This window comes from Paenibacillus sp. BSR1-1, from assembly GCF_030403775.1.
Taxonomy (GTDB): Bacteria; Bacillota; Bacilli; order Bacillales; family Cytobacillaceae; genus Neobacillus.
On sequence record NZ_JAQMWQ010000010.1, the window covers coordinates 84,600 to 102,236 of the forward strand.

16 protein-coding genes are annotated in these 17,637 nt (G+C 38.9%); 13 read left to right on the top strand and 3 right to left on the bottom strand.

Annotation, left to right across the window (positions count from 1 at the left end; genetic code table 11):
- Positions 1-52 precede the first annotated feature (52 nt).
- The 8 genes from PH210_RS15675 to rlmD all read left to right on the top strand — a co-directional run bounded on the left by PH210_RS15675 (position 53) and on the right by rlmD (position 8,358).
- Positions 53-694 (top strand): YczE/YyaS/YitT family protein, encoded by a 642-nt coding sequence (locus tag PH210_RS15675; RefSeq protein ID WP_289986782.1) that lies wholly within the window; start codon positions 53-55, stop codon positions 692-694.
- A gap of 92 nt (positions 695-786) precedes the next feature.
- Positions 787-1,575, top strand: coding sequence for a YfkD famly protein (locus PH210_RS15680; protein ID WP_483312120.1), 789 nt, complete (start codon positions 787-789; stop codon positions 1,573-1,575).
- 123 nt (positions 1,576-1,698) lie between these two features.
- A complete protein-coding gene (locus tag PH210_RS15685) occupies positions 1,699-1,899 on the top strand; it encodes an SE1561 family protein (RefSeq protein ID WP_289986785.1) in 201 nt (66 codons plus the stop codon).
- A gap of 155 nt (positions 1,900-2,054) precedes the next feature.
- Positions 2,055-3,602 carry a fumarate hydratase gene (locus tag PH210_RS15690; RefSeq protein WP_289986787.1) on the top strand — a complete coding sequence of 516 codons (1,548 nt, stop codon included), beginning with the start codon at positions 2,055-2,057 and terminating at the stop codon, positions 3,600-3,602.
- Positions 3,603-4,226: 624 nt separating this feature from the next.
- Positions 4,227-5,192 carry a nuclease-related domain-containing protein gene (locus tag PH210_RS15695; protein ID WP_289986788.1) on the top strand — a complete coding sequence of 322 codons (966 nt, stop codon included), beginning with the start codon at positions 4,227-4,229 and terminating at the stop codon, positions 5,190-5,192.
- Positions 5,193-5,255: 63 nt separating this feature from the next.
- Positions 5,256-6,014, top strand: a complete 759-nt coding sequence (gene pdaA, locus PH210_RS15700; RefSeq protein ID WP_289986790.1) for a delta-lactam-biosynthetic de-N-acetylase — start codon at positions 5,256-5,258, stop codon at positions 6,012-6,014.
- 88 nt (positions 6,015-6,102) lie between these two features.
- The gene (locus tag PH210_RS15705) at positions 6,103-6,963 is read left to right on the top strand and encodes a DNA-3-methyladenine glycosylase family protein (RefSeq protein ID WP_289986792.1); all 861 of its coding nucleotides are present in this window, start codon (positions 6,103-6,105) and stop codon (positions 6,961-6,963) included.
- 15 nt (positions 6,964-6,978) lie between these two features.
- A complete protein-coding gene (rlmD, locus tag PH210_RS15710) occupies positions 6,979-8,358 on the top strand; it encodes a 23S rRNA (uracil(1939)-C(5))-methyltransferase RlmD (RefSeq protein WP_289986793.1) in 1,380 nt (459 codons plus the stop codon).
- A gap of 130 nt (positions 8,359-8,488) precedes the next feature.
- On the opposite strand, the gene PH210_RS15715 is transcribed toward rlmD, so the two are convergent.
- Entirely contained in the window at positions 8,489-10,042 is a 1,554-nt protein-coding gene (locus PH210_RS15715) for an ABC-F family ATP-binding cassette domain-containing protein (protein ID WP_289986794.1), read from the bottom strand.
- A gap of 557 nt (positions 10,043-10,599) precedes the next feature.
- On the opposite strand from PH210_RS15715, the gene PH210_RS15720 reads away from it, so the two are divergent.
- The 3 genes from PH210_RS15720 to PH210_RS15730 all read left to right on the top strand — a co-directional run bounded on the left by PH210_RS15720 (position 10,600) and on the right by PH210_RS15730 (position 13,508).
- Positions 10,600-11,562 (top strand): tRNA dihydrouridine synthase, encoded by a 963-nt coding sequence (locus PH210_RS15720; RefSeq protein ID WP_289986796.1) that lies wholly within the window; start codon positions 10,600-10,602, stop codon positions 11,560-11,562.
- Between the two features lie 409 nt (positions 11,563-11,971).
- A complete protein-coding gene (locus PH210_RS15725) occupies positions 11,972-13,156 on the top strand; it encodes a C40 family peptidase (RefSeq protein ID WP_289986798.1) in 1,185 nt (394 codons plus the stop codon).
- Positions 13,157-13,283: 127 nt separating this feature from the next.
- Complete coding sequence (locus PH210_RS15730) at positions 13,284-13,508, top strand: hypothetical protein (protein WP_289986800.1); 225 nt, start codon at positions 13,284-13,286, stop codon at positions 13,506-13,508.
- A 58-nt stretch (positions 13,509-13,566) separates the two neighbouring features.
- Here the strand turns inward: PH210_RS15730 and PH210_RS15735 are convergent, their stop codons facing one another.
- The gene (locus tag PH210_RS15735; RefSeq protein WP_289986801.1) at positions 13,567-14,343 is read right to left on the bottom strand and encodes an acetoacetate decarboxylase; all 777 of its coding nucleotides are present in this window, start codon (positions 14,341-14,343) and stop codon (positions 13,567-13,569) included.
- A 261-nt stretch (positions 14,344-14,604) separates the two neighbouring features.
- Here PH210_RS15735 and PH210_RS15740 point away from each other — a divergent pair, with 261 nt between their 5' ends.
- Both PH210_RS15740 and PH210_RS15745 read left to right on the top strand, forming a co-directional pair.
- A complete protein-coding gene (locus PH210_RS15740) occupies positions 14,605-15,294 on the top strand; it encodes a CoA transferase subunit A (RefSeq protein WP_289986802.1) in 690 nt (229 codons plus the stop codon).
- A 1-nt stretch (position 15,295) separates the two neighbouring features.
- Positions 15,296-16,000 (top strand): 3-oxoacid CoA-transferase subunit B, encoded by a 705-nt coding sequence (locus PH210_RS15745; RefSeq protein WP_289986803.1) that lies wholly within the window; start codon positions 15,296-15,298, stop codon positions 15,998-16,000.
- A 41-nt stretch (positions 16,001-16,041) separates the two neighbouring features.
- Here the strand turns inward: PH210_RS15745 and PH210_RS15750 are convergent, their stop codons facing one another.
- Positions 16,042-17,532 carry a peptide MFS transporter gene (locus tag PH210_RS15750; protein WP_289986804.1) on the bottom strand — a complete coding sequence of 497 codons (1,491 nt, stop codon included), beginning with the start codon at positions 17,530-17,532 and terminating at the stop codon, positions 16,042-16,044.
- Positions 17,533-17,637: the final 105 nt, after the last annotated feature.

Sequence of the window (17,637 nt, forward strand, 5' to 3'; positions counted from 1 at the left end):
TTGTAAATGTTCAGATTATTACAATTCCATTACTTTTTTCAAGGAGCAAAAGATGAAATTATTAATACGATTTTTATTTTTTATCATCGGTTTGTTTATCATGACCTTCGGTGTATGTATGACCATTAAAGTTGCGGATATCGGCGTTGGCGCATGGGATGCCTTAAATGTTGCTCTAACCGAAAGAGTTGGGCTATCGGTAGGAAAATGGGTTATGATCGATGGGGCCGTTTTAATGATAGTAGTCTCTCTTTTATTAAAAAGAAGACCAGATGTTCTTTCTCTCTTAACGATTATTGTTATTGGTACTTTAGTTGACTTTTGGCTGAATACAATATTTGATCTTTTTTCTGTTGATTTGCTTTTTGCTAAACTGGCGATGCTGCTGATTGGCATTCTAATTATTGGCTTTGGAGCTTCAATTTATTTACAGGCTAAATTTCCGCAAAGTCCGATCGATAGTTTCATGCTGGCTATTAAAGAACGATTTCGTGTGAATTTAATGGTTGCCAAAACCATCGGTGAAATCACCGCCTTAATTCCGGCCTTCTTTCTGAATGGACCAATTTCCTACGGAACCATTATCATTACCTTTGCCGTTGGTCCTGCAATCCAATTGTTTTTTCCATCATTTGATAAATTAATGCAGAAGCTTCAAGCGAAAGATTTGAAATTTACTAAAGTGAATGGATAATATTTGGGGACTCCGAAAAAACTATGAGCAGACCTTATTAATGCTACTAGTGAAAGGAGTTCAACACAGTGAGGAAAAATGTTTCAATCCTTATGACACTGTTATTAATGTTAACTATTATTCCGTCTGCTTTTGCTGAAAAAGCCGGTGCGGTGAAAAAAAATCCTGTAAAATACCAGGTCCCAGCTTCTGTTCGAAATATTACGAAGGAAAATACCTATCCGAATTCAACGCAGGATTTGCCATTCTTGCAGCCAAGCGATTTAACCAAAAAGTTAATCAAAACTTCTAGGGTTAAAATTGAAAATCCCGATTTAATTCGGATGCTCAATGAGTCTAGTATTAATAGTACTCCTTTTGCGCTTGGTTACCGTGCGATTGTTTATTTAGGGCAGTGGCCTTTAAATTATGAGTCAGCAGAGACCTCACCTAACTGGGAGTACCAAAAAATAAATACCAACTATTTTGATAATCGTGGCGGCAAGGTTCCCTACCAGATTAAATATGTTCAAGAGGCACAAAAAATCGTCAGAGGTGGTCTGACTGCGAAAATCCCAAATGCAGAAGACGTTAAAAAGATGATGCTCTTAAAAGCGATGGAGAAGACAAATCTGCCTCTAGCATTTGAAACGATTATTGGTTCTGGAACAAAAAATGATCATATCTATAACATTCCGCCTAACCGCTTAGGTTACTTATATGCGTATGCGCCAGGGGTAAATGAAAAAGGGAAGGTCACTTACGGAGAAGTTTATTTAATGCTAAAAGGAAACCGGAAGTTTATCGTCATCAAAAACGTTACTTCACAAGGCATTGGAGCCTGGATTCCTGTTCAGGATTACGTCTCCTTTGGATTTGCAGCGTCTGAGCGCCCAAGATAAATTTGTTAGAAAGACTCCTACCTGGTACCTGGTGGGAGTTTTTTTATTGTAATTTAGGGTAATATATTGAAAAAGTAAGAAATATTCGATAGGATGAGAACGGTAGTGAAAGGAGAGAAGTTTGTGGGTAGTCCAGTTCAAGATAAAAATTCCCAGGTTGATTTTTTAAAGCACCGCTTAAATATGTTTATTGATGTACTTGATGCCATAGATCCGGAAGATGCGGATCTAGAGGATATTGACCGCTTAATTTTGATGCTAGATGAAATGGAAAATAAATGCAAAGAGTTCAATAACCGTGAAGCCAGCGAGTCTGTTAAATAGCAGACTCTTTTTTTTTGTTTTTGGAAAAGTTACCATGAATTCGTTTGCAACCTTATCCTTTAATTCTAATGCCTATAGGAGTATAATGAAAAAGTCAAAAAGTTGTAAAATTTATATAGAATAATTTGGGGAATTTCGGGAAAGGGGAAATCCAAGTGAATATCACAAAATTTCAAGAAAGCATGTACAAGCTGATCGTTGAAACATCTACCAAACTTCCAAAGGACGTGCGCCGTGCCGTTAAGTCCGCAAAGGAAAGAGAAAACGCAGGCACAAGTGCTGCAATGAGCCTTGCCACCATCACAAACAACATTAAAATGGCTGACGATCAAGTATCGCCAATCTGCCAGGACACAGGTCTCCCAACCTTTAAAATTAAAACTCCTGTTGGCGTGAATCAATTAGAAATTAAAGAAGCGATTAAGAACGCAATTGTTTTGGCAACGAAAGAAGGTAAATTACGCCCGAATTCAGTTGATTCCTTAACAGGTGAAAACAGCGGCGATAATCTTGGCGCAGGTGTGCCCGTTTTCAAATTTGATCAATGGGAAAAAGATTATATCGATGTCCGCTTGATTTTAAAAGGCGGCGGTTGTGAAAATAAAAACATTCAATACAGCCTTCCATGTGAATTAGACGGACTAGGCCGCGCCGGCCGTGATCTGGACGGGATCCGCAAATGTATCATGCATTCCGTTTATCAAGCACAAGGCCAAGGCTGCAGCGCCGGCTTTATCGGCGTCGGAATCGGCGGCGACCGTTCTTCAGGCTATGATTTAGCGAAAGAGCAATTATTCCGTTCGGTTGAAGACGTGAATCCAAATGAAGATCTTCGCAAGTTAGAAGAATATGTGATGGAAAATGCAAATAAATTAGGGATCGGAACAATGGGCTTTGGCGGCGAAGCAACCTTGCTTGGCTGTAAAATCGGCGTGATGCACCGCATTCCTGCCAGCTTCTATGTTTCTGTTGCCTACAACTGCTGGGCATTCCGCCGCATGGGTGTAAGCGTGGATCCTGTGAGCGGTGAAATTAATGAGTGGGCTTACCAAGAAGGCGAGTTCATTGATTTTGCTCAGGAAGAAGCGGCTGCTGCTAATGAATCTGCCATTTCTTCAGAGAGCGTGATTACGTTAGAAGCTCCTATTAGTGAAGAGCAAATTCGTTCGCTAAAAGTTGGCGATGTGGTTCAAATTAACGGTTTAATGTACACTGGCCGCGATGCAATTCATAAATATCTAAGCGACCACGATGCACCGGTCGATCTGAATGGCCAGGTCATTTACCATTGCGGACCTGTAATGTTGAAGGATGAAGATGGTGCGTGGCATGTCAAGGCTGCGGGACCGACAACAAGTATTCGTGAGGAGCCTTACCAAGGTGACATTATGAAGAAGTTCGGTATCCGCGCTGTAATCGGTAAGGGCGGAATGGGTCCTAAGACGCTGGCAGCTCTTCATGAGCACGGCGGTGTGTATTTGAATGCAATCGGCGGGGCAGCACAGTATTACGCTGATTGTATTAAAGGCGTCGAAGGCGTTGATTTAATGCAGTTCGGTATTCCTGAAGCAATGTGGCACCTTCGCGTAGAAGGCTTCACAGCCGTAGTAACAATGGACTCTCACGGAAACAGCTTGCATGCTGATGTTGATAAATCTTCATTAGAAAAATTAGCTCAGTTTAAGGAGCCAGTATTCAAATAGGATTGTGGGAATAGGCGCTGGATTGGCGCCTGTTCTTTTTTTTGTGAAATTTTTTGAGTTTAAAGCATAGGGAAGAAAAAAATCGTAGAAAGACCAGTCACTTTTGTAGAATGACCTTTTAATTTGTAGGATTCCTAGCGTAATGATTCCCAATTGTAGAATAGGGCTGAAAATTTGTAGAATAACCAGTACATTTTGTAGAATGTAGCTTATAAATTGTAGAATATCACCACAAATTTGTAGGATGCTCTAGCGTAATCATTGAATTTAATCCCAATTGTAGAATAGGGCTGAAAATTTGTAGAATAACCAGTACATTTTGTAGGTTGTACCTTATAAATTGTGGAATATCACCAAAAATTTGCAGGATGCCCTAATGTTATGATTGAATTTAATCGCAATTGTAAGGGCTGAAAATTTGTAGAATAACCAGTCACTTCTGTAGAATGTATCCCTAAAATTGGAGAATACCACCCCAAATTTGTGAAATTCCCCACTTTATTTTTAGAATTTGATTCCGATTTTTTTAATATGACAAAATATATTCACAAATGCCAATATTTATTGGTAGGTATTCGACAATTTAAGTTGAAATATTATGTTAAATTGAAAGGAGGAGTTGCTTTGTTCCGAAAAGATCTCACAGTCCCAATAGCTTTACTTCAAGTAGAGGCGGCTGAAAGACGTATAATTGAAAATCATATTATGATGCCTGAAATTAAGAAGAAAATAAAAATACTTAGATCTGGCTACAACGGAGAAAAGACAATTAAACATTATCTAGAACAAATACCTGATAATAAATACCATATTTTTCATGGTCTCCGATTTCCCGTTGGAAATACCTTCTTCCAAATTGATGCTCTTCTCCTTTCTCCAAAAATTATTCTCATGTTTGAAGGAAAAAATCATTCAGGAATACTGCGAATAGGTAAAAATCAAATGATTCATGAAAATGGTGACATAAGAGAAGTTTATGAAAATCCAGTATCTCAAGCGATACGTCACAAAATATTGTTAAAAAACTTGTTGGAATCCAACCATACGCCAAAAGTTCCAATTGGATTTTTTATAGCTGTTTGCCGCACATCTACGGAAGTAATTATCGAATCTGGCTACAGAGAAGCAGAAGAAAAAATTTGCAGAGCCTATGATATTTTACATAGGATCGATCTCACCGAAAAATATTTTAAAGAGGAGATATTCAATAAAAAACAAATTGAAAAAGTAAGCCAACTATTATTAACCAAACACACACCAGAAAGCAGCAACATTTTAAAACAAATTGGAATAAATAAATCTGACATAAGGACGGGAGTCCAATGTCCAATTTGCTTCTTTATTCCAATGATTTACGATAGGCAAAAATGGACTTGCCCGAATTGTCAATGCATATCTAAGGAAGCATTTTTACAAGCTATATATGACTACTTTCTGTTAATCGATCCTCACATAACAAATCAGCAGTTATGTTGGTTTCTTAATCTACCTACCCCAAGGTCTGCTTCATACCTATTTTCTTTATTAAAATTCCCGTATACCGGAAATAGCAGAGACCGCATCTACCACCAACCTCACCCATTTCCTTAATCTGCTAATCATCTTTTCCCTCCAAAGACAAACAATATAAAAAACAAAATAGGGGGAGCATGGATGAAAAGATTTATTGGCAGCATAATGGTGCTGTTTTTGCTTTTGCCGACTACAGCCAGCGCAGCCGTTTCAAATAAGTCCATCCACTGGGGCTTTAAAAAAGCCGTGGATGAGCGGCCTGCAGAAGCAGGCCCAGAATATGATGAACTGCTAGCGAAATACGGGGCTTTTTATAAGGGGAGTCCAAACAAAAAGATTTTGTACCTTACTTTTGACAGCGGCTATGAGAATGGATATATGCCAAAAATTCTTGATGTTTTGAAGAAGGAAAAAGTACCTGCGACCTTTTTTGTGACGGGGCATTTTTTAGAATCACAACCTGAGCTCACAAAACGAATGGTAAAAGAAGGGCATATCATCGGCAACCATTCCTACTATCATCCCGATTTTACTGCAGTAAGTGATGAAAGAATCCGCAGAGAGCTTCAAAAGGTTAAGGAAAAAACCAAAGAAATAACAGGGCAAAAAGAAATGAAATATTTACGCCCGCCTCGTGGGGTTTTTAGTGAAAGAACCATGCAGATTGCGAAAGAGGAAGGTTTCACCCATGTATTCTGGTCTTTAGCCTTTGTGGATTGGAATGTAAATAACCAAAGGGGCTGGCAATATGCATATGACAATATCATGAACCGAGTCCATCCCGGCTGCGTAATTCTATTACATTCGATATCACAAGACAATGCCGATGCGCTTGAAAAAGCCATAAAAGACCTGAAAAAGAAAGGCTATAAATTTAAAAGCCTCGATAAATTAAAATGACCGAATTTCTCCTGAAATTCGGTTTTTCCCTTTTCTAGATTGTTCATGCTATAATACGGGGTAAAATAATAAAAGGATGGATCCTCCCGTGTGGCAAGAAGCAATCCAAATTGATGGACCTTATAATTTTGACAGTGTATTACAAAGACATACGCCAGATCCATTAAAACTGCTAGACTTAGAAAAACGAACGATTAGAGTTCCAATCGTTATCGCTGAAAAAGCACAAGTAGTGGATATAACGGCAACAGGGACAACTGATCGGCCAGCCTTCGTTCTGAACGGAAAAACTGACAAAGAAGCGGCAATCAAAAGAGTGTCTGAAATTTTTCAATGGAAAGTGCCTTTGGATAAAATTCAAAACCATTTTCAAGAAACGGACCTCAAGGAAATATTCAACCTGTTCATCGGAACGCCCCTTGTGCTCGATTTCGACCTGTTTGGGAGTCTCATCAAATGTATTATCCACCAGCAGATTAATATGACCTTTGCCTATACCCTTACTGAACGATTTGTCAAAACATTTGGCTATGAAATTGAAGGTGTATGGTTTTTCCCAGAGCCTGAAACAGTAGCTGGACTTCAAGTGGAACAATTGCGCGATCTGCAGTTTAGCGGCAGGAAGGCAGAATATATCATAGGAATCGCAAAAGAAATCACCGAAAACGGATTACATCTAGATGTTTTGAAAAATCAACCAGATGAAGCGATTTTTGAACAACTAACAAAAATCCGTGGGGTCGGCAGATGGACAGTCGAAAATTTCCTCTTATTTGCACTTGGGAGACCGAACCTTTTTCCGCTTGCGGACATTGGAATTCAAAATGGACTGAAAAAGCTCTACCAACTTGAGAAAAAACCAACCTATGAGGAAATGGAGCGTTATAAACAAGATTGGGAGCCCTATTTAAGTTACGCTTCCTTGTATTTATGGAGAAGCGTCGAATAATTTGGAGTTGAACTTATGAAGACAGAACAAAGTATTAAAATTGAACCAAAACAGACTTTCCCGTTGACCATCAAAAGGCTTGGTATCAACGGTGAAGGTGTCGGATATTTTAAAAAGCAAGTGGTGTTTGTGCCTGGTGCACTCCCGGGAGAAGAAGTGGTCGTGGAAGCTACTAAGATTCACCCTAAATTTGCCGAGGCAAAGGTTAAAAAAATCCGCATTCCGTCGCCAAACCGGGTAAAACCGCTCTGTCCTGTTTATGATCAGTGCGGGGGCTGCCAGCTTCAGCATTTGCACTATGATCAGCAGCTTAAGGAAAAGCGCGATATCATTATCCAAGCGCTTGAACGCCATACAAAGCTCAAACCCGAAAGCCTCGATATCCGTGAAACAATTGGCATGGAAAATCCATGGGGCTACCGAAATAAAAGCAGCTTTCAAGTCGGTGAAAAAGGGGGCAAGGTCCTTGCTGGACTTTACGGCCTCAATTCCCATCAATTAATCAATATCGAGCAATGTGCGGTCCAGCATTCGCATACAAACGAAGCGACAGCCATGGTGAAACAAATTTTAGAGGAATTACGGATACCTATTTATAATGAAAAAACAAGAAAAGGAATCGTCCGAACCATTGTTACCCGCGTTGGTGTTCAAACAGGTGAAGTTCAAGTTGTATTAATCACTTCACAAAAAGAGCTGCCGAATAAAGAACTTATCATTCAAGAAATCCAAAAACGGCTGCCAAACGTAAAATCGATTGTTCAAAATATAAATGGAGAAAAAACCTCACTCATTTTTGGCGAGGAAACTCATAACCTGGCCGGGGAGGAATTTATCCAAGAAACATTAGGCGATCTGCAATTCGAGCTTTCAGCGAGAACATTCTTCCAGTTAAATCCTGTTCAAACAGTAAATCTATATAATGAAGTAAAAAAAGCAGCGGCTTTGACAGGAAAAGAGAAAGTAGTCGATGCCTATTGCGGTGTCGGGACAATTGGATTATGGCTTGCAGATCAGTCATTAGAAGTCCGCGGGATGGATATCATACCTGAATCAATCGAGGATGCTAAGAAAAACGCTAAACGTCATGGATACACTAATACAAAATATGTCCCGGGGAAAGCGGAAGAGATCCTGCCAAAATGGGTAAAGAAAGGATGGAAACCAGACGTTATTGTCGTCGATCCGCCAAGAACAGGGCTAGACAAGCAACTATTGGAAACCATTTTACAAGTGAAACCGGAAAAGCTGATTTATGTTTCTTGCAATCCGTCAACCCTAGCCAAGGACATTCAAACTTTAAGTTCAAAATATGAAGTGAAATATGTCCAACCAGTGGATATGTTTCCTCATACAGCACATGTGGAAGTTGTTGCAGATTTAATATTAAAATAGATTCTAACTTTAGATTGGATGAGCTTTTTTAAGAAATCTAAAGTATATTTTTATTAAAAAATTGTGGATGATTTATAAAAAGGGGTACCCAGGTGAAATTTTATTTCATTGGGTACCCCTTAATTTTCATTTAAAACACTTTCGTAGTCCAATCCTCACAATTCCAAATATCGGTCGCAATTTCACGATAGAAATCAGGTTCGTGGGATACCATCAAAATACTTCCGCGATATGCCTTTAAAGCACGCTTCAATTCTTCTTTTGCGTCTACATCCAAGTGATTGGTAGGTTCGTCTAGGATTAATAAATTCGTTTCTGTGTTTAAAATTTTACACAATCGAACTTTGGCTTTTTCGCCACCGGAAAGGACTTCGATCTTACTTTCAATATGTTTTGTCGTTAAACCACATTTTGCAAGAGCAGCACGGACTTCAGCCTGATTCATACTTGGGAACTCGCTCCAAATCTCTTCAATACAAGTGTTGTAGTTGGCCTGTTTAACTTCTTGCTCGAAGTAACCAATGTGTTGATACTCACCACGTTCCACTTTACCCGAAATTGGATCAATCAACCCAAGAATACTTTTTAAAAGAGTGGACTTACCAATACCATTTGCACCTACGAATGCAATTTTTTGTCCGCGTTCCATTTTTAAATTCAGAGGGCGGGAAAGTGGTTCATTGTAACCAATAACAAGATCCTCAGCTGTGAAAATATAACGACTAGCTGCACGAGCTTCTTTGAAGTTAAACTCTGGTTTCGGCTTCTCTTTCCCTAATTCAATTACTTCCATTTTGTCGAGCTTCTTCTGACGAGACATCGCCATATTACGAGTCGCAACACTTGCCTTGTTACGAGCAACGAAATCTTTCAAATCAGCTATTTCTTGTTGTTGACGCTTGTAAGCGGATTCTAGCTGTTGCTTCTTCATTTCATGAATTTTTAAGAAGTTATCATAATCACCAACATAGCGATTCAACTCTTGGTTTTCCATGTGATAGATCAAGTTAACAACATTGTTCAAGAATGGAATATCATGTGAAATCAAGATAAATGCATTTTCATATTCCTGTAAATAGCGCTTCAACCATTCGATATGCTGTTCATCCAAATAGTTCGTTGGCTCGTCTAGTAATAGGATTTCAGGCTTTTCTAACAACAGCTTAGCTAGCAAAACTTTCGTACGTTGCCCACCGCTAAGATCATCTACATCTCGATCGAGTCCAACATCGTCTAATCCTAGACCACGAGCAACTTCCTCAACTTTTGAATTAATTTGATAGAAATCATTACTATCTAAAGTTTCTTGTAGCTCTCCAACTTCTGCAAGTAATGCATCGATATCAGCACCTTCATCACCCATTTTTGCATAAAGTTCATTGATTTCTGATTCAGCATCAAAAAGATATTGAAAAGCAGTACTTAATGCGTCACGCATCGTAGTACCTTTTTGAAGTACAGCATGCTGATCTAAATAACCAACACGAACTTTTCGTGACCACTCAACTTTCCCCTCGTCGGGCTGCAACTTCCCAGTAACAATATTCATGAAAGTAGACTTACCCTCACCATTTGCCCCAACTAGTCCAACGTGCTCTCCTTTTAAAAGTCGAAAAGACACATCATTAAAAATCGCACGATCACCGAAACCGTGACTTAAATTTTTTACGTTTAATACGCTCATTTTTTTAACCCCTTATCTAATATCACATGAGGATATCTTACTAAAATTTAGCTGTTTTTTCTATCTTGAAGTTATTTTTGTGAAAAATGTAATTCGATTAAATTGAAGTCTGCCCCATCTTAATAAAATGAGATTATTGAAATAAATTTACTTGGACGTATATTGGGTAAAAGTCTATTATACAACCGAACCTGAAGGTAAGATATGAGTTATTTCTATTTGGGAATAACTGCAAAAAATGGTTAAGTTCTAAACTGAATTTTTTAAAACATGTGTAAATTCATCAACACCCCATATGTTGCAACATACATACTACACATGTGGAGCCCAATGATATTGCTGTATCTTCACAGTGGAATGCTGGTTTATGTGGTGGGGGTTAGCAGGAGATAGTTTGGTTGTACAGATTTTGTGAAAGTAAACTAAACATTTCCGATCAATTTGATAAAATGTGGTTAAGCATGGTATAAGTGTAAAAGAAGCAGGGGCATCTTGCTTTTTATTTTTGGGATATGGAGTTGGCCTGGATCCCATAATGAGAGGATTTGAATTTAAATATGATAGATAATTTTTGGCGTGATTTACCACGACCTTTTTTTATACTGGCACCAATGGAAGATGTGACGGATGTTGTTTTTCGCCATGTAGTAAGTGAAGCTGGTCAACCGGATGTATTTTTCACAGAGTTTACAAACTCGGATAGCTATTGTCATCCAGAGGGCATGAAAAGTGTGCGTGGCCGTTTGACTTTTACAGAGGATGAACAACCAATTGTAGCCCATATTTGGGGCGATAAGCCTGAATACTTTCGGCAAATGAGTATTGGTATGGCAGAGCTGGGATTTAAAGGCATCGATATTAATATGGGCTGCCCTGTACCGAATGTGGCATCGAGAGGGAAAGGTAGTGGCCTTATTCTGCGTCCAGACGTTGCGGCAGAACTTATTCAAGCAGCAAAAGCTGGCGGACTGCCTGTCAGCGTGAAAACACGTCTTGGCTATAAGGACGTTCAGGAGTGGGAGGAGTGGCTAACGCATATCTTAAAACAGGATATTGCGAACCTTTCTATTCATTTACGTACAAGAAAGGAAATGAGCCAAGTTGATGCGCATTGGGAGCTAATTCCGGAAATCAAAAAATTACGTGACCGTGTCGCACCCAATACGCTGCTAACAATTAATGGAGACATTCCTGACCGTCAAACTGGGCTGCAGCTTGCTGAACAATATGGTATTGATGGCGTTATGATCGGGCGAGGTATTTTTAAAAATCCTTTTGCTTTTGAAAAAGAGCCAAGAGAGCATAGCAGCAAAGAATACCTAGATCTTTTAAGACTGCAGCTTGATCTTCAGGATCAATATGCTGAAGTACTGCCACGTTCCATCACAGCGCTTCATCGCTTTTTCAAAATTTATGTTAAAGGATTCCCTGGAGCTGCTGAATTAAGAAATCAATTGATGAACACGAAATCAACAGATGAAGTGCGTGCATTGCTTGATAACTTTGGAAAAGAAAGTTGATGGGACGAGGACAGTGAAATGAATTGATAGCAATACTTTTTAGTAAATAACAAAAACTGTATTTTATCAGAAAGAATATATCCAATACGCGGATTCATTGCAACGCAAGAAGTATTGAGGGAGTTAATATTAAAAAGAGAATATAAAAAAATATATTTAAATTAGCCCATTCTTTAAGGATTGGGCTTTTTATGTCGATAGGACATTAGTCCTATTTAACCGATGGTTCAATTCCAATATTACTCGACATAATCCGTTAAACTTCGGGTGTGACAGGAAACTTTTTCTACATAAAATTACAATTATATTACATTAGCGACAGATTCATTGTTTTTCGTCCAATTGAATTATAAACTAGGAATATATTAGTAATTTGATAAAATGATAGGTTACATAAGGAGATTTTGTGATGATAAAGAAATTATTAAAATATACATTATCGGCTGCCGTCCTTGCCTCTGTGATTCAAGTAACACCTACTTTTGCTAGTCCAAATGATCCACCAGTAACACAAGGACAAATCGATGAGACAAAAGGACAAATTGATGATTTTGAAACGAAGATTCAACAAATAGATGATCGAATCAGTCTTTCAATGGAGAAAAGCCAAAAGCTAAATGCTGATATTAAATCACAACAAGGAAAAATAGTAGAAACAGAGGCTGACATTGAAGAAGCCAAAAAGTCATTAGATAATCACAAAAAAGTCTATTCTGAACGGCTGAAAAGCATTCAATTAGAGGGGAAACAATCACTCGCTGCATACGCCGAGCTTTTACTTTCTTCTCAAAACCTTTCTGAGTTTTTAACCCGTTTCACTGCTATTTCGACGATTATGGAAAGTGACACAGCCCTGCTGAATGGTTTAAACCAAAAAGAACAAGAATTAAAAAATGCAGAGCAAAAATTACATAATGAATTAGACCAATTGAAAAATAGTCAAGCTGAATTAGCTTCCGCGCAACAAAAGATTGAACAAGATAAGCAAGAAATAGCAAAGGAATTGGCAGCCGCCAAAAACAAATTGCAAAACCAACAGGATCAATTGGCTGAACAAAAAGCTCAGCAAGAAGCTGCGCGACAGGCGGCTCTATTAGCCCAGCAGCGAGCACAGCAACAACAAGCACAGCAAGCACAGCAAGCACAACAAACACAACAAAAGGCTAAACAGCATACTTCGGTAAACAAAGGTTCAAAAACATCAACAACAGCTTCTGCAGCAGCTGTCCCAGCTAGCTCAGGAGATGCAAGCGCAGTTATTGCATATGCTAAACAATTTTTGGGTGTCCCTTACGTTTGGGGCGGATCGACACCAAGCGGTTTTGATTGCTCTGGATTCACTTCCTATGTGTTTAGAAATGCAGCTGGTATTAATCTTCCGCGGGTGTCACGTGACCAACAGAATGTTGGAACGAGAATTTCCCCGAGTCAAGTACAGCCAGGAGATCTAGTATTCAGGGGTAACCCTGCCTATCATGTAGGCATTTATATTGGCAATGGACAATATATCCATGCCCCGCAAACAGGTGATGTTGTAAAAATTGCTAAATACGATCCATCAAAATTTTCTAGTGCTGCAAGAGTATTGCGATAATAGTATTCCAAAAAGCAAAGAAATCATAATCGATTTTTTTGCTTTTTGCGTTTAAATTTAAACTTTGAACAAGTGGATATCCATGATTAGATTTGAAAAAAATAATAGGGAAAAGGAGGTTATTCCTATGGATTTAAATTTTTTTAATAAAAAAAATGAGGAACAAGAATCACTAGAACAAGTTCTAGAACATTCAATCGAAGTGGAAGAAGATCTGATGAGGAGCTATTTGATTACGGCAGAGAGGGTTCACGATGATGATGAGTTAAAGGAGCGGTTAGAAAATTTTGCCGAAGGAAATGCGAAAAGGACAAAACAACTCCTTGATGAGTTAAACGATCGAAAAGAGTAGTAAAATGAAAGTGGACCCTCACATCTAAGGAAGGGTCCATTTTTTTCAATAAGGCTATTTATTTTTGACTGATTAATTCCTTTTTGTCAACGGATTGCTCTGCCGTAAGATAGTCATGGACAACTTTCGTACGAGGCAGAGAAAGGTCGGTGAGAATATGCGATGCAGACACAATTTCGAGCACTGGCAAATCAGCCATTGGTGCAAGCGCATGAGCAAATAGCTGCAAGCGGGCAGGGGAGGTCCAAGCGCCTTTAATCGTAATATCAGTAATTTCGCCGCGAACCAGCTCACAAATCCTCGGTTTCCCATCCTGGCCGCGTATTAGCTTTAGCATAAAATAAGGTTTGCAAATCTCTTCACGAGCCTGCTCTAAATCAATTTGCTGGTGCTTATATCCCATAGTAGCGGTAGCCACTCTTAAAGTCCCATAATCCAGCGTTCCCACTAACGTATCTGAATCTATGTAAAGATTTGGTTTTCCAAGTTTTTTCGGGTAAGCTCCAACTTCTCTCCCTGCTGCAATCGCAGGGTGGTTATCCACGTACATTGAGTGAACATAGTCCCCTTTTTCGCCGTTGAAACTTACAGGGATGACTTGACCAGACTCCGTGTAAGAGCCTAAGCCGGTTACGTCCGGCATGCGGATAACCTCGAACTTAACAAGCGGTTCATCAATTTCTAATGGCTCTGGAACAATTTTTCTCAATGCTTCTTTATCAGTACGATAAACAATGTTCAAATATTCCCGGTTATTAAACCGATACGGTCCGCGCGGAAATGCCGGAGCATCTAATGGTGTTGAGATTTGCTTAGCAACTTGATCTAGTTTCATATTAATTCTCATCCTTCCTTTGGTCCTGGGTCAAAACTCGGAGATAATATTATTTATTAATGGTCTAAATGAAAAATAAATTTAGACTAAAAAAATGCCGAAATGAAAGGGAAACACAATAAGAACAAAGAAGAAATTTGTCGAAACTTTTTTCAAAAATTATTTAATTAATAACAATTGACAGAAAATTTATTATTTTGTTTAATAATAACATACCAACCGGTCAGTATCAATACAAAAAACAACAACAAAGGAGAATGGATGATGAGCGCTACAATTAATCAAATTGAAACACATGTCCAATTTTTATCCGCTGAAGAAGCTGTTAAACAAATTCCAGAAGCAGCTAAAATTATGGTGGGTGGTTTTGGCTTTCCCGGAATGCCTAGATACCTATCAAAGGCACTAATAAATAAGACAAACCTACATAATCTTACCCTTATCATGAACAGCCTCGGCAGCGTGTCTATCCTAAATGATTTGTTTGTACAGAACCGTATCAAAAAAGTGATTGGCAGTTTTTTTTCAACCAATAAGGATTTAGTAAAGGCTTATCGTGAGGGGAATGTTGAGATTGAACTGCTACCTCAAGGTACATTTACTGAAGCCATTCGATTGGGAGGAGCGGGGATTCCAGCTTTTTATACTCCGACTGGCGCGGGCACGGATTTGGCAAAAGGAAAAGAAATTCGTGTCTTTAATGGCCGCGAACATGTTCTTGAACAATCTTTAACAGCTGATGTAGCGATCATCAGGGCACATAAAGCGGATAAGGCTGGTAATCTTGTCTACAAAAAAACAGCTCAGAATTTCAATCCAGTAATGGCGACCGCTGCGAAACTAACAATTGTAGAAGTAGATGAAATTGTTGAAATTGGAGAGCTTGATCCAGATTCAATCGTTACACCATTTATCTTTGTGGATATCGTTGTGAAGAGGGAGGAAATTTAAAATGAGTGATTCAATTAAGCATTACATTGCATGGCGATGCGCACAAGAATTAAAATCAGGTGTTGTGAATCTTGGAATAGGAATCCCTACCTTGGTTGCCGATTATTTACCGAAGGGCCGGATCACCCTGCATTCTGAAAATGGCATTCTTGGGGTTGGACCAGAGCCGGGGCCAGATGAGATCGTACAGAATGTCGATCAAATGGACTTGGTAAATGCTTCAGGTGTACAACCTATTACGGCTTTGCCTCATGCTTCATACTTTGATAGTTCCCTATCATTTGCGATCATGCGAGGAGGACATTTGGATGCTACAGTAATCGGTGCCCTGCAGGTATCTGAAGGCGGGGATATTGCAAGCTGGGCTGTACCAGGGAAGGATGTTCTCGGGGTCGGCGGCGCAATGGATCTGGTAATTGGAGCTAAACGTGTAATCGCGGCCATGTCTCATCTTTCACCTAAAGGAGAACCGAAAATTCTTCAAGAGTGCACCTATCCTCTAACTGCAAAGAATAGAGTGGATACTATTGTCACCGAATATGCCGTATTCAAATTCCGTGAGGGGCGTTTATGGTTAGTAGAATTGGTAGATGAACTTACCTTAGAACAATTGAAGGAAATGACACCTGCTTCATATGAGATTGCAGATGATTTTCAATGGGTTCAAAGAAAAGAATTAGTAAAAAAAGAGCTAGTCTTAAAATAAACAAAAGGCTGTTGATTCGCTCAACAGCCTTTTATCTTTAATTAACGTACACCTTTCATGAAGCTTTGAATCTTTGGTGATAGAATAAATAGGATAATACCAAGAACAATCGAAGCTCCACCGATTACACCGAAGTATGTCATTTCGGTTTCTGGTGTATAGAATTTAACAAGTTGTGCATTAAGAGCTTGTGCTGCTGCACTTGCTAAGAACCATAAGCTCATCGTTTGTGCTGAGAAGGCAGCTGGTGCTAATTTTGTAGTTGCTGATAATCCCACAGGTGATAAGAGTAATTCGCCAAATACGCAAATTAAGTAACTTAATACAAGCCATAATGGGTTAACTAATGAATTTGCACCCCCAAGGTATGCAGGTAAAAGGATAACAAGGAATGATACGCCAGCGAACAATAATGATAACGAGAATTTCTGCGGAATCGTCGGTTGACGTTTTCCTAATTTTACCCAAATTGCTGCAAAGACTGGTGCAAAAATGATAATAAATAATGGGTTTAATGATTGGAACCATGCTGGAGATATTTTAATTCCTGCAAAGTTTAACTGTGTGCGTGTATCTGCATAACTTGCAAGGATAGTAGACCCTTGTTCTTGAATTGACCAGAACATTACAGCTGCAATAAACAACGGAATATAAGCAATGACCCGTGAACGTTCTACTGCCGTTGTTTTAGGGCTGCGGTACATGACAATGAAATACATGGTTGGAATCAAAATACCAAGGATCGTTACTAGATTGATAAAGCTCTCAAATGTTAATTTCCCCATTGAAATTAAAACAACACATAAAACAGCAATAATGACAGCACCTAATCCAATAATTGTGAAAACTTTTTTCTTTTCAGCAGGTGACAATGGATTTTTAACGATTGTACCAGCAAGGCCAAGATTCTTTTTCTTTGTTAAAATAAATACGATTAATCCTAAGAACATCCCTACAGCAGCAATACCAAAGCCTAAATGGAAGCTGTAATCCATAACGGATCCAACGATTAACGGTGATAAAAATGCCCCTGCGTTAATCCCCATATAGAAAATTGTAAAACCTGCATCACGGCGATTATCTTCTTCACTGTACATCTCCCCGACAACAGTCGAAACGTTTGGTTTCAAAAGTCCTGTACCGAGGACGATTAATACCATTGATAAGAAGAACATCGAAACGCTTCCTGGTATGGCAAGAACGATATGACCGAACATGATTAATATACCACCGTAAAAAACGGCTTTTGACGTACCAAAAATTCTGTCAGCTAACCAACCGCCGATAATTCCGGACATATAAACAAGGGATCCGTAAATGGACATGATGGAAAGAGCTAGGGTTTTATCAATCCCCAATCCGCCTTTGGATACTTCGTAGTACATATAGAATACAAGGATAGCTCTCATTCCATAATAAGAAAAACGCTCCCAAAACTCAGTAAAGAACAGTGTAAATAATCCTTTAGGATGTCCAAAAAATCCCTTTTGAGGCACACTGTCCACAATTTTCTGTCTATTCAAGTCTGACATCTTACTACCTCCCTTTTTTACTATTTTATAATACTTTTTTTGTTTAGAATCGTCAAAAACTTTTTTTGGAAAACAAAAATGTAAGCGATTTAAACCCTTGATAAT

What these genes read in the sequence shown, in the direction of transcription:
- PH210_RS15675 (WP_289986782.1), top strand. Translation starts at nt 53, where the DNA reads ATGAAATTATTAATACGATTTTTATTTTTTATCATCGGTTTGTTTATC.
- PH210_RS15745 (WP_289986803.1), top strand. Translation starts at nt 15,296, where the DNA reads ATGAGTGATTCAATTAAGCATTACATTGCATGGCGATGCGCACAAGAA.
- PH210_RS15730 (WP_289986800.1), top strand. Translation starts at nt 13,284, where the DNA reads ATGGATTTAAATTTTTTTAATAAAAAAAATGAGGAACAAGAATCACTA.
- PH210_RS15680 (WP_483312120.1), top strand. Translation starts at nt 787, where the DNA reads ATGACACTGTTATTAATGTTAACTATTATTCCGTCTGCTTTTGCTGAA.
- PH210_RS15740 (WP_289986802.1), top strand. Translation starts at nt 14,605, where the DNA reads ATGATGAGCGCTACAATTAATCAAATTGAAACACATGTCCAATTTTTA.
- PH210_RS15720 (WP_289986796.1), top strand. Translation starts at nt 10,600, where the DNA reads ATGATAGATAATTTTTGGCGTGATTTACCACGACCTTTTTTTATACTG.
- PH210_RS15735 (WP_289986801.1), bottom strand. Translation starts at nt 14,343, where the DNA reads ATGAAACTAGATCAAGTTGCTAAGCAAATCTCAACACCATTAGATGCT.
- PH210_RS15715 (WP_289986794.1), bottom strand. Translation starts at nt 10,042, where the DNA reads ATGAGCGTATTAAACGTAAAAAATTTAAGTCACGGTTTCGGTGATCGT.
- PH210_RS15725 (WP_289986798.1), top strand. Translation starts at nt 11,972, where the DNA reads ATGATAAAGAAATTATTAAAATATACATTATCGGCTGCCGTCCTTGCC.
- rlmD (WP_289986793.1), top strand. Translation starts at nt 6,979, where the DNA reads ATGAAGACAGAACAAAGTATTAAAATTGAACCAAAACAGACTTTCCCG.
- pdaA (WP_289986790.1), top strand. Translation starts at nt 5,256, where the DNA reads ATGAAAAGATTTATTGGCAGCATAATGGTGCTGTTTTTGCTTTTGCCG.
- PH210_RS15750 (WP_289986804.1), bottom strand. Translation starts at nt 17,532, where the DNA reads ATGTCAGACTTGAATAGACAGAAAATTGTGGACAGTGTGCCTCAAAAG.